Raw genomic sequence first — 12,537 nt, forward strand, 5'->3', positions numbered from 1 at the left:
TCGTCGTACATCTAGACTCCAGCGTAGCATCGGCTCCGTGGGTTGTAACGGCCACGTAAACCCGAATTCCTCTTGGAGTATGGGTTTCAGGTTGCACGAGGACCTCGCGATGTTGTAGGATGACCTATATCTGAGACGTCCATTCAAGGAAAGCGAAATGTCTATTACCGGCGAAATGCTGATCGGTCGCAAAGCGGTGCGCGGCGAGGAAAAACCATTGCGTGCGTTCAATCCCGCCACGGGATCCGACATCGCCGAGCCGGTGTTCGGCAGTGGCTCGGTGGCGCACGTCGAGCTCGCGTGCGACCTCGCCCGGAAAGCGTTCGACCCGTATCGCGCGCTGCCGCTCACGGTGCGCGCCGAGTTTCTCGAGCGTATCGCGGACGGCATCACGGCGCTCGGCGACGCGCTGATCCAACGCGCGCACGAAGAGTCCGGCCTGCCGAAGGCGCGCCTCGAAGGCGAGCGCGGCCGTACGACAGGGCAGCTCAAACTGTTCGCGCAAGTCGTACGCGCGGGCCAATGGCTCACGGCAACGCTCGATTCGCCGTTGCCCGAGCGCAAGCCGCTGCCGCGTTCCGACCTGCGGATGCAGAAGATTCCGCTGGGGCCGGTCGCGGTGTTCGGCGCCAGCAATTTCCCGCTCGCGTTTTCGGTGGCCGGCGGCGACACCGCTGCGGCGCTCGCGGCGGGCTGCCCGGTGGTGGTGAAGGCGCATCGCGCGCATCTGGGCACCTCGGAAATGGTCGGCCGTGCAATTCAGCAGGCCGCGCAGGAAATGGACCTGCCGGAAGGCGTGTTCTCGATGATCGTCGGCGCCGGCAATTCGGTCGGTGAAGCACTGGTCGCGCATCCGGCGATCAAGGCGGTCGGTTTCACGGGTTCGCGCGCAGGCGGCACGTCGCTGATGCGCGTGGCGGCCGCCCGTGCCGAACCGATTCCAGTGTATGCGGAAATGAGCAGCATCAACCCGGTGTTCCTCCTGTCGAATGCGCTGTCGCAACGCGGCGAGAGCATCGCGCGCGGCTTCGTCGATTCGCTGGTGCTCGGCGCGGGACAGTTCTGTACCAACCCGGGGCTCGCGATCGCGGTCGACAGCGACGCACTCAACGGCTTCGTTGCAACGGCGTCCGAAGCGCTGAGCGGCAAGCCGGCCCAGACCATGCTGACCGCCGGCATCCACGCCGCCTATGAAGACGGCGAGGGCAAACTGGCGGCGACGAGAGGCGTCGAAACCGTGGCGCAAGGCGTTGGCGCGACGGGCCCCACGCAAGCGCGCGCGGCGTTGTTCGTGACCGATGCGCAGACCTTCCTGACCACGCCGGCGCTGGAGGACGAAGTGTTCGGGCCTGCCTCGACCATCGTGCGTTGCAAGGACGAGCAGGAAATGCTCGCGGTTGCCGAGCACTTTGACGGTCAGCTGACCGCGACGGTGCAGATGGACAGCGCGGATCTGGCGGCGGCGAGGAAGCTGGTGCCGATCCTCGAGCGCAAGGCCGGGCGAATTCTGGTCAATGGTTTTCCGACCGGCGTCGAGGTTTCGCACGCGATGGTGCACGGCGGCCCGTTCCCGGCCACCTCCGATAGCCGGGCGACGTCCGTGGGCACGACCTCGATCGAGCGGTTCCTGCGTCCGGTGTGCTATCAGGATTTCCCGGCCGATCTGCTGCCGCAGGCGCTGGCGGACAGCAATCCGCTGGACCTGTGGCGTCGTCGTGATGGTGAGATCACGCGCAGCTAAGGGACGCATGAGTGGTGCTTGAGCGGCGCGCAAGTGGGCGCCGCGTGAAATAAAAAATGGCCGGGATATCCCGGCCATTTTTGCGTCCAGCGTGATGAATCAGTGGCTACCCAGCGCCAGGAATCAGCGATTCACTTCAGGCGCCAGCTATTCGCCGCTAGCCATTCACTTCAGCAGCTTCGTTCGCGCGCCGCAGCCGCTCGCGGCTATTGGACAGGTGCATGCGCATCGCCGCGCGCGCGCCTTCCGCGTCGTGCCGCGTGATCGCCTCGAGAATGCTTTCGTGCTCCAGATTGACGAGCGACAGATACGCGTCGGGCTCCGCATGCGCGATCCCCGCCGAATCGAGCCGGTTGCGCGGAATCAGTGCGCTGCCCATTTGCGTGAGGATGTCGACGAAATAGCGGTTGCCCGTTGCTCGCGCGACGGAGATATGGAACTGCAGGTCGGCATCGACGCTATCGAGGCCGTTGTGGCGAGTGGCTTCGATCGCGTCGAGCGCGGTGCGCATGCGCGCGAGGTCGTCCGGTTTGGCCCGTTGAGCCGCGAGACCCGCGCATTCCGTTTCGAGGCTGATGCGCAGCTCGAGGATCGACAGCACGTCGCGCAAGGTGGTGGCGGGCACCATGTCGATACCGAGCTTTTCACGCTGCGGTTCCAGCACGAAACTGCCGATGCCGTGGCGCGTCTCGATGATCTTGCCCGCCTGCAGGCGCGAAATCGCCTCGCGGATGACGGTGCGGCTCACGCTCAGCGTGACCATCAGCTGCGATTCGGTCGGCAGTTTGTCGCCTGGTTTCAAGGCGTTAGTCGCAATCTGATCGGTAACGTAGCTGACGACAAACTCGGCAAGATTGCGCGCGCGTCGTGGCGGTACCGCGGATGCTAGTGGTGTGGCCATCGAAAACGCCCCTTAAATCAGATAGTTGCAGATACTTCCTGCGATTCATTATACCGTCGTCTGACGACTGATTATATAAACGCCAAATCATTTTCGGCATCGGCGCGAGCCCTGGCTTCGATGCCCGGTTGCAAGCGCCTGACAGACCGGCAGCGTGGTTTCACCGGTGGGCCGGGGAAGTACGATAACTGCCCGTTAAACAACCTCTTTAACTGCCCTTTGGTTAGCTTTGGCGCAGTTCGACCCGCTTGATGTCTTTCACGATCACGAGGTAGCTGAACACCGTCAACAGCGCATTCAGGCCGACGAAAACCAGCGCGCCGTTGAACGAGCCGGTCTTCGCGACGAGGTAGCCGATCACGATAGGCGTCACGATGCCGGCGACATTGCCGAACATATTGAAGATGGCGCCCGACAAACCGAGCGCCTCCTTCGGCGACGTATCCGCCACGACGGCCCAGCCGAGCGCCCCGATGCCTTTGCCGAAGAACGCGAGCGACATCAGCGCGACCACGATCCAGTCGGTCGACACGTAATTGCAGCCGATGATGCACACCGACAGCAACATGCCGCCGACAATCGGCACCTTGCGCGCAAGGGTGAGCGAGTGGCCGCGCCGGATCATCCCATCGGACAAAACGCCGCCGAGCACGCCGCCGGAGAATCCGCAAATCGCCGGCAGCGAGGCCACCAGGCCCGCTTGCAGAATCGTCATGCCGCGCGCCTGCACGAGGTAGATCGGAAACCAGGTCAGGAAGAAATAGGTCAGCACGTTGATGCAGTACTGCGCGAGATAGACGCCGAGCAGCATGCGGTTGCCCAGCAGTTGACGCACCAGCGACCAGCCGCCGGCGCTGGCGATGTCTTCAGCCGGTGTGGCTTGCTTGTGCCCGTTCACCACGCCGCCGCCCTGTTCGATGTAATCGAGTTCGGCGCGCGAGACACGTGGATGATCGGCGGGATTCTTCATCACCTTCAGCCAGGTGAGGGCGAGCAGCAGGCCGGCCACGCCCATCACGAGGTAAACCATGTGCCAGCCGAATGCATGCGTGAGCCATGCCATCAGCGGTGTGAAAATGACCGCCGCGAAGTATTGCGCGGCATTGAAAATAGCGGACGCGGTACCGCGTTCGTTGGTGGGAAACCAGCTGGCGACGACCTTGGCATTGGCTGGAAACGCTGGCGACTCGGCCGCGCCCATCGCGAAGCGCAGCACGAACAGCGCGGCGACGGCGGCGCCCGCGCTGCCCAGCAGACCGATCGAGCTTTGCAGCAGCGTAAACAGCGACCACAGGAAAATGCTCGCCGCGTAGACGCGGCGCGCGCCGAAACGGTCGAGCAGCCAGCCCGCCGGCAGTTGCGACAGAACGTAGGCCCAGCTGAACGCCGAGAAGATGTAGCCCATCCGGATCGCGTCGAGGCCGAATTCGGCGCGCATCGCGGAGCCGGTTACCGAGAGCGTGGCGCGGTCCGCGTAATTGAACGTCGTGATCAGAAAGATCAGCAGCAGAATCGCGTAGCGGACATTAGTGCGCTTCGCGGCGTGAGCGGGGCTCGCGGTGCGGCTCATTTCCATCGTCATCTCCTGAATTTTTATGCACGCGCCCTAAAAAAACGCCCGGCGACGTTGCCGTCCCGGGCGCTCCTTGCGGTGCCGTGTACGCGACTCAGGCGCGTCCCGGCGCGGCCAGGCTCGCACCGCTTGGCGCCGTGTGCTGCATTACTGCGGGCCGAGCGTCTTGATGAGCGCGTCGAGCTTAGCCATTTCTTCTTCGGTCAGATCGGTCAGCGGCGCGCGCACCGGACCCGCGCTGTGGCCGACCAGCTTCGCGCCGGCCTTGACGATGCTGACCGCGTAGCCCGCGCGACGGTTGCGGATCGCCAGATACGGCAGGAAGAATTCGTCGATCAGCTTGCCGACGGTGGCGTGGTCGTCCGCGGCAATCGCGCGGTAGAAGTCCATCGCGGTCTTCGGAATGAAGTTGAACACCGCCGACGAATACACCGGCACGCCCAGCGCCTTGTAGGCCGCGGCATAGACTTCTGCGGTCGGCAGGCCGCCGAGGTACGAGAAACGGTCGCCGAGGCGGCGGCGGATCGTCACCATGTTCTCGATCTCGCCCACGCCGTCCTTGAAACCGATCAGGTTCGGGCAACGTTCGGCCAGCCCTTCGAGCATGTCCGCGTTAAGCTTGGAATTCGCGCGGTTGTAGATGATCACGCCCATGTTCGGCACGGACTTGCAGACTTCTTCAGCGTGAGCCGCGATGCCTTCCTGGCAGGCTTCGGTCAGGTAGTGCGGCATCAGCAGGATGCCGTTCGCGCCGTGACGCTCGGCTTCCTGTGCATACGCGATCGCCACGCGGGTCGGGCCGCCGGCGCCGGCGAGAATCGGCACCTTGCCCTTGCAGACTTCAGTCGCCGTGCGCACGACGTTCGAGTAGTCATCATGCGTGAGCGAGAAGAATTCGCCCGTGCCGCCGGCCACGAACAGTGCCGAAGCACCATAAGGCGCGAGCCATTCGAGGCGCTCGGCATAAGTATCGGCGCGGAAGTCGCCTTGTTCGTCGAAGTCGGTAACGGGGAAGGACAGAAGGCCTTCCGAAACGATCTGCTTCAGTTCCTGCGGTGTCGTCATGATGAGTATCCAGGGGCGGCAATAGAGTGGAATTTGTAGAAATGGAGATTTCTTATACGTCATCGTACAACAACAAATTGACTAACTCAACGGTGTTTTCGCGGCATAATGCACGCTATAGGGTAAATACGGAACGTCTGGCCGCTGTCCCATGTTGTAGGATGACGTATGAATGATTGGCGAACCAGGCCTGAAACCGCCATAAGGATCGATGTAATGGAACAATCCCCCCTCTATATTCGCGTTCACCCCAATGACAATGTCGCGATCGTCGTCAACGACGGCGGTCTGGGTGAGGGCGCCGTATTTCCCGATGGCCTCGCGTTGCGCGAGCGTGTCCCGCAGGGGCACAAGGTCGCGTTGGCCGATCTTGCGCAAGGCGATGAGGTCATCCGCTATAACGTGGTGATCGGGTACGCGCTCAAGGCCTTGCCGAAGGGCAGCTGGATCAACGAGCACGTGATCCGCATGCCGAGTCCGCCTGGACTGGAAGATCTGCCGATCGCCACCATCAAGGCGCCGGAGATGCCCCCGCTGGAAGGTTTCACGTTCGAGGGCTACCGCAACGCAGACGGCTCGGTGGGTTCGCGCAACATTCTGGCCATCACGACCACGGTGCAGTGTGTGGCCGATGTGGTTCAGCATGCGGTCACGCGCATCAAGGCCGAACTGCTGCCGAACTATCCCAACGTCGACGACGTGGTGAGCCTCGGCCACACCTATGGCTGCGGCGTCGCGATCGACGCGCCCGACGCGATGGTGCCGATCCGCACGGTACGCAACATCAGCCTGAATCCGAATTTCGGCGGCGAAGTGATGATGGTCAGCCTCGGTTGCGAGAAGCTGCAGCCTGAACGTCTGATGCCGCCGGGCACGATTCCGATTGCCGCGGCTGCGAATGTCGCCGAAGTCGCCGACATCGGCGACGTCGAGGCCGATATGAACGGCGATGTGGTGGTGCTTCAGGACGACTCGCACGTCGGCTTCCAGTCGATGATCGAATCGATCATGAGAATGGCCGACGGCCATCTGAAGCGGCTGAATAACCGCCGTCGCGAAACCTGCCCGGCCTCCGATCTGGTGATCGGCGTGCAATGCGGCGGCAGCGACGCGTTTTCCGGGCTGACCGCGAATCCCGCGGTGGGCTTCGCCACCGACTTACTGGTGCGCGCCGGTGCCACGGTCATGTTCTCCGAAGTCACCGAAGTGCGCGACGGCGTCGATCAATTGACGGCGCGCGCGGCCAACGCGGAGGTGGCTGCCGCGATCATCCGCGAGATGCAGTGGTACGACGATTATCTGAAGCGCGGCGGCGCCGACCGCAGCGCCAACACCACGCCTGGCAACAAGAAGGGCGGCTTGTCCAACATCGTTGAAAAGGCGATGGGCTCGATCATCAAGTCGGGCAACTCGGCGATCTCCGGCGTGCTGTCGCCGGGCGAAAAGGTCAAGCAGAAGGGCCTGATTTACGCGGCCACGCCGGCCAGCGATTTCATCTGCGGCACCCTGCAAGTCGCCGCGGGCATCAATCTGCATGTGTTCACCACGGGCCGCGGCACGCCGTACAGCCTCGCGGAAGTGCCCGTCATCAAGGTTGCGACGCGCTCCGATCTCGCGCGCCGCTGGCACGATCTGATGGACATCAACGCCGGTACCATTGCAACCGGCGCGGCGACGATCGAAGACGTGGGTTGGGAGCTGTTCCGCCTGATGCTCGACGTCGCAAGCGGACGTAAAGAGACCTGCGCGGAGAAACTCAAACTCCACAACGCATTGACGCTGTTCAATCCGGCGCCGGTGACCTGATAGTGCGGGTGGTGCCGCTTGTGGCTGCTGCTTGTGGCTGCCTTTGGCTGCGAGTAGCTGATATTCATCACGAAAAGACAGAGACATGACTGATTCGAACCCTGACCGCGCGGCACAGAAACCCTTCCGCCGTCTTCTGCTCACCGGCGCTGCCGGCAATCTCGGCCAGCAGTTGCGCGGTGCGCTCGCCGCGTGGGCCGATGTCGTACGCATCAGCGATATCGCGCCGCTGGGCGAGCTGGCGGCGCACGAAGAAGCCGCGATCGTGAATCTCGCAGATGAAGCCGCGGTTCACGGGTTGCTCGAGGGCGTCGATGCGGTGGTCCATCTCGGCGGCATTTCCATCGAGGCGCCGTTCGAAGATCTGCTCGAGGCGAATATTCGCGGCCTGTACAACCTCTATTCGGCCGCGCAGAAGCAGGGCGTCAAGCGCATCGTCTACGCGAGCTCGAATCATGCCGTGGGTTTTCATCCGACCACCTCGGTGCTCGATATCGATGCGCCGCTGCGCCCCGACAGCCTGTACGGCGTGACAAAGTGCTTCGGCGAATCGCTGTCGCGCTATTACTTCGACCGCTTCGGTCTCGAGACGGTGTGCTTGCGGATCGGCTCGTCGTTCGAGCAACCGAAGAATCCGCGCATGCTCGTCACCTATCTGAGCTTTCGCGACTTCATCGAACTGGTGCGCTGCTCGCTGTTCACCAACCGGGTCGGCCACGCGATCGTCTATGGCGTGTCGGATAACCGGACCAAATGGGTGGATAACACCAAGGCTGCGTTCCTCGGCTTTCGTCCGCAAGACAGTTCGGTCGAGTTCGAGCATCTCTTTCCCGTCACGGCGCCTACCGCCGAGCTCGACGACCCGACGCAGCATTTCCAGGGCGGTCCCTTTGTGCTGGCCGGGCCGATGGAGCCGAAGCGATGAGCGCGGCGGCGCACCCGCCCGTGGAGCGTGTCGAGGCGGCGGGGCAGGCGCCCGCGTCGGTCGGCGAGAGCCCGGTATGGCGTGCGGCGGAACAGGCGCTCTACTGGGTGGATATTCCGGCGCAGAAGATCGTGCGCCTGCGGCTCGGTTCGGGCGAGCGGTCTGAATGGGTATTGCCGGAGAAAGTGGCCTGCTTCGCGTTCGATCGTCGCGGCATGGTGTTGGCGGGCTGTGAGACCGGACTGTTTGCGGTCTCGCTGACTGAAGATGCATCTAAGGGTGCATCCAATCGTGAGCCGCTGGCCGTGACCGGCAGGAAGCTTGCCGCGCCAGTGTTCCCGTTTGCCGACATGCGTTTTAACGACGGCCGTTGCGACCGCCAGGGACGCTTCTGGTCCGGCACGATGGTGCAGGACATGGCGGCGGCGAATCCCGCCGGCGCGCTTTATCGCTTCGATGAGCACGGCGTCTTGTCGCAGCCGGTCGTCGATGCGTTGATCACGCAAAACGGTCTGGCGTGGTCGCCCGATGGGACCACGATGTATCTGTCGGACTCGCATCCGCTGCGCCGGCAAATCTGGGCATTCGACTACGACATCGAAACGGGCGAGCCGAGCAATCGGCGCGTGTTCGCTGATCTGCATGATTACATCGGGCGTCCCGACGGTGCCGCGGTGGACGCGGACGGCTGCTACTGGATCTGCGCGAACGACGCGGGCCGGCTGCTTCGCTTTACGCCGCAAGGCAAGCTCGACCGGCAGATTGCCGTGCCGGCCGTGAAGCCGGCGATGTGCGCGTTCGGCGGCGACAATCTGGATACGCTATTCGTGACGTCGATTCGTCCCGCGACTGGCGCCACCGAACATGACGGTCATCTGTTTGCGGTTCGCCCGGGCGTGAGTGGTCTGCCCGAGCCGGAATACGCTGGCAAACTCTGATAAGCGAAGTGCATGAGACCGGCGTCGGCGTATTAGTGCGTCGGCGCCGAACAGTTGTTGTCATTTATTCATCACTCGTCGTACAACATAGTGGCAAAAATGCCACTTTCCGGTCATGCCCCTCTCCACGAAAAATATAATCCCGGGAGGGGGTGACTGCGCTCAAGTGCCCATCTGGCATGGCTTTTACGCCTGATTTCAATCCGGAAACTCTTACGTCAAACGCACTCTCGTGCGGGTAAATACCGGCTGTACAACTCAAACCGTGTTTTATAGACTTCATATGTCGTCGTACAACATATGAGCCCAAACAAATTGCTTTCGAGATAGCTTGGGTGGTTGGATATAGAGGGCAGTGTGCTCTGCGCGCATGACTCACGCGCGCGGAGGTCCTGCCGATGCAGTCGAAGTAAAGAAGTCGAGTTGTCTGACAGGAGTGCTGAGCATCTGTGCCGGGGACGTCAAACAGGCCAGCACGGCAAGGCGCCCGCTACCCGCAAGGGCGGCGCGCGAGGAGCCGGGAGACGCACCAAAACCATGTCGCATCCGCGTGCGGCCCTCCGCAACGATTGGATGATCTAATTTCAAGGAATGTCACGATGAAAAACAAGTTTGCCTCTTCCCGTGTTTCGATGATCGTCGCAGCCTCCGTGCTGGCGTTCAGCACCGTCTCGGCCCACGCGCGCGTATTCCGCGTCTCGGACGTGCATGGCGACACCTATCCGACCAACATGGCCGTGAAGTACATGGGTGAAGAGATCAACAAGGCAACCGGTGGCAAGGATTCCGTGAAGGTCTTCGGCAACAGCGCGCTGGGTTCCGAAAACGACACCATCGACCAGGTGCGCATCGGCGCGCTGGACATGGCACGCGCAAACGGTGCTGCGTTCAACGAGATCGTTCCTGAATCGATGATTCCGTCGCTGCCGTTCCTGTTTCGCGACATCGACCATTTCCGCAAGGTGATGTACGGCCCGGAAGGCCAGAAGATTCTCGACGCCTTCAAGGCGAAGGGCATGATCGCGTTGACGTTCTATGAGAGCGGCGCGCGTTCGATGTACGCCAAACGGGCCATTCATTCGCCCGCTGATATGAAGGGCCTGAAGGTGCGTGTGCAGCCTTCGGATCTGATGGTCGATGAAATCAAGGCAATGGGCGGTACGCCGACGCCGATGCCGTTCGCCGAGGTCTATACGGGCCTGAAGACCGGCCTCGTGGACGGCGCGGAAAACAATCTGCCGTCGTACGAAGAAACCAAGCACTTCGAAGTCGCGCAGGTCTATTCCGAAACCCAGCATTCGATGACGCCGGAAGTTCTGGTGTTCTCCAAGAAGGTGTGGGACACGCTGACGCCGCAAGAGCAGGAAATCATCAAGAAGGCGGCAGCTGATTCGGTGCCTTACTACCAGAAGCTGTGGACCGCACGCGAGAACGACGCGGCGAAAACGGTCACCAAGGGCGGCGCGACTATCGTCGCCGCGTCGCAGATCGATCGTCCGGCTTTCGTGAAGGCGATGCAGCCGGTCTGGGCGAAGTACGAGAAGACCCCGCAAATGAAGCAGCTCGTCGACGAAATCCAGGCAGTCAAATAAGTTCAGCGGTAACGCGGTGGAGAAAGGCCTTACAGCTAGCTGCTGCAGGTTTTTCCCGCCGCGCGGTTTCCTGAACCGGAAACGGTTAGCAGGATTCCTGAAGATCAAATATAAGTTCGCTGTATGCAAGGATGGGGTCAATGAGATTCATGAAGCGCCCAAATGATGTTCTCTTCCGCTTGCTCGTTGTCGTGGCGTCGGTGAGTCTCGCCACGCTGTGCCTGTTGGTGATTTATGGCGTCGTGATGCGCTATGTCTTCAGCGACGCACCGGATTTCGTCGAGCCCATTGCTCTTTTGCTGGTGATTGTGATTGCCATGTTCGGCGCCGCGCTCAAGGTTCGCGAGGGCGGCCATATCGGGCTTGACTCGCTAGTCAAAAAATTGCCGCCGAAAGGGCAAATGATCGCCCACGCCTTCCAGCATCTGTGCCTGATCGTGCTGGCGGTGGCGATTTTCTTCGGCTGCTGGCAGATGGCGGAGACGACGATGGAGGACAAGATCCCGATCCTGGGCCTTCCGGAAGCGCTTCGTTATTTGATTCCGATTATTGCCAGTGCCTGTATCGCGCTGTTCTCGTTCGAGAACCTGCTGGGGCTTTTCGCACAGAAACAAAAATAGAAGAATCATGGAACTTGCCATCCTCTCCGTTAGTTTTCTCGTTTTCCTCGTATTCGGGGTTCCTGTTTCGTTCGCGTTGGGACTCTCGTGTGTCCTGACCTATCTGTATGAAGGCTTGCCGGCGGCTACCGCCATGCAGTCGATGATTTCGGGCATGAACGCGTTTTCGTTCCTCGCGGTGCCGTTCTTCATCTTCTCCGGCGAACTGATGCTGCACGGTGGCATTGCCGACCGCATCCTGCGTTTCGCCCAGGCCACGGTGGGCCATTTCCGCGGTGGGCTCGGCATGGCCAACGTGGTTGCGTGCACGCTGTTCGGCGGTGTGTCCGGTTCGCCGACAGCAGATACGTCCGCCATGGGTGGCGTCGTCATTCCGCTGATGAAGCGCGAAGGCTACAGCGCGGCCTATGCGGTCAACGTGACGACCCATTCGTCGCTGGCGGGCGCGCTGATGCCCACGTCGACGAACATGATCATCTACGCGTTCGCGGCCCAAGGCATCACCGGCACGTTGAACGGTCATCAGATGAGCGGCGTGTCGATCGGCGATCTGTTGTTTTCCGGTCTCTTGCCGGTTCTGTGGGTGATGGGTTTCGTACTCATTGCTGCGTACTGGCAAGCCGTCAAGAATGGCTATCCGCGTCGTGCCGACGGCTCGAGCGAATTGCAGCGCTTCCCCGGCTGGATGGCAGTGGCTCGCACGTTCCTCGGCGCATTGCCCGGCTTGATGGTGATCGCGATCATTCTGGTTTGCGTGGCCAAAGGCATTGCCACCGCGACGGAAGCGGCGGCCATTGCCGTGGCTTACTCGCTGGTGTTGACCATCGTCGTCTATCGCACGATGACGCTGAAGAAGCTCTCGCATGCGTTGTCCAAGGCGGCTAAGACCACCGGCGTGGTGCTGCTGCTGATCGGCGTGTCGAACATGCTGCGTTTCCAGATGGCTTATCTGGAGATCCCCGACGCCATCGAACACATGCTGGACGGTGCAACAAGCCTGCCGTGGCTGATGTTGCTTTACATCAACATCATCCAGATCTTCCTCGGTACGTTTGTCGACATGGCGGCGCACATTCTGATCACCACGCCGTTGTTCCTGCCCATGGCGATGCATGCCGGCGTCGGTCCGGTGCAGTTCGGCATCATGATTTTGTTGAACTGCGCATTGGGTCTCGTGCATCCGCCGATCGGTTCGGTGCAGTTCATCGGTTGTGCGATCGGCAATGTGTCGATAGGTGAAACCACCAAGGTGGCGTGGCCGTATTACCTGGCTATCTTCAGCGCCATCAATATCGTGACGTACGTACCCATGTTTTCGACGTGGTTGCCGAGCCTGATCAATGGCCACCCAGTGTTTTGAACACCTTATTAATAGT

10 protein-coding genes are annotated in these 12,537 nt (G+C 61.6%); 7 read left to right on the forward strand and 3 right to left on the reverse strand.

Annotated features, from left to right (window positions below; genetic code table 11):
- Window positions 1-157: 157 nt before the first annotated feature.
- Window positions 158-1,741: an aldehyde dehydrogenase (NADP(+)) gene (locus PQR53_RS19475; RefSeq protein ID WP_408457119.1), complete on the forward strand. Its 1,584-nt coding sequence runs from the start codon at window positions 158-160 to the stop codon at window positions 1,739-1,741.
- A 157-nt stretch (window positions 1,742-1,898) separates the two neighbouring features.
- Here the strand turns inward: PQR53_RS19475 and PQR53_RS19480 are convergent, their stop codons facing one another.
- The 3 genes from PQR53_RS19480 to kdgD form a co-directional block, all read right to left on the reverse strand.
- Complete coding sequence (locus tag PQR53_RS19480) at window positions 1,899-2,642, reverse strand: FadR/GntR family transcriptional regulator (protein ID WP_408457122.1); 744 nt, start codon at window positions 2,640-2,642, stop codon at window positions 1,899-1,901.
- Window positions 2,643-2,865: 223 nt separating this feature from the next.
- Window positions 2,866-4,218 carry an MFS transporter gene (locus PQR53_RS19485; RefSeq protein WP_408457125.1) on the reverse strand — a complete coding sequence of 451 codons (1,353 nt, stop codon included), beginning with the start codon at window positions 4,216-4,218 and terminating at the stop codon, window positions 2,866-2,868.
- Between the two features lie 144 nt (window positions 4,219-4,362).
- The gene (kdgD, locus tag PQR53_RS19490) at window positions 4,363-5,280 is read right to left on the reverse strand and encodes a 5-dehydro-4-deoxyglucarate dehydratase (RefSeq protein WP_408457127.1); all 918 of its coding nucleotides are present in this window, start codon (window positions 5,278-5,280) and stop codon (window positions 4,363-4,365) included.
- A gap of 216 nt (window positions 5,281-5,496) precedes the next feature.
- Here kdgD and garD point away from each other — a divergent pair, with 216 nt between their 5' ends.
- The 6 genes from garD (at window position 5,497) to PQR53_RS19520 (ending at window position 12,521) form a co-directional block, all read left to right on the forward strand.
- On the forward strand, window positions 5,497-7,086 hold the full coding sequence (gene garD, locus PQR53_RS19495) for a galactarate dehydratase (RefSeq protein ID WP_408457130.1): 1,590 nt from the start codon (window positions 5,497-5,499) through the stop codon (window positions 7,084-7,086).
- 85 nt (window positions 7,087-7,171) lie between these two features.
- On the forward strand, window positions 7,172-8,011 hold the full coding sequence (locus PQR53_RS19500) for an NAD-dependent epimerase/dehydratase family protein (protein ID WP_408457133.1): 840 nt from the start codon (window positions 7,172-7,174) through the stop codon (window positions 8,009-8,011).
- On the forward strand, window positions 8,008-8,949 hold the full coding sequence (locus PQR53_RS19505; RefSeq protein WP_408457136.1) for an SMP-30/gluconolactonase/LRE family protein: 942 nt from the start codon (window positions 8,008-8,010) through the stop codon (window positions 8,947-8,949). The genes PQR53_RS19500 and PQR53_RS19505 overlap by 4 nt, the downstream gene beginning before the upstream one ends.
- Window positions 8,950-9,548: 599 nt before the next feature.
- Window positions 9,549-10,541, forward strand: coding sequence for a TRAP transporter substrate-binding protein (locus PQR53_RS19510; RefSeq protein WP_408457139.1), 993 nt, complete (start codon window positions 9,549-9,551; stop codon window positions 10,539-10,541).
- Window positions 10,542-10,681: 140 nt separating this feature from the next.
- On the forward strand, window positions 10,682-11,161 hold the full coding sequence (locus PQR53_RS19515) for a TRAP transporter small permease (RefSeq protein WP_408457142.1): 480 nt from the start codon (window positions 10,682-10,684) through the stop codon (window positions 11,159-11,161).
- 7 nt (window positions 11,162-11,168) lie between these two features.
- Window positions 11,169-12,521, forward strand: coding sequence for a TRAP transporter large permease (locus PQR53_RS19520; RefSeq protein WP_408457145.1), 1,353 nt, complete (start codon window positions 11,169-11,171; stop codon window positions 12,519-12,521).
- Window positions 12,522-12,537 lie beyond the last annotated feature (16 nt).

It is taken from the genome of Paraburkholderia fungorum, from assembly GCF_046027605.1.
GTDB classification, from domain to species: Bacteria; Pseudomonadota; Gammaproteobacteria; order Burkholderiales; family Burkholderiaceae; genus Paraburkholderia; species Paraburkholderia fungorum_F.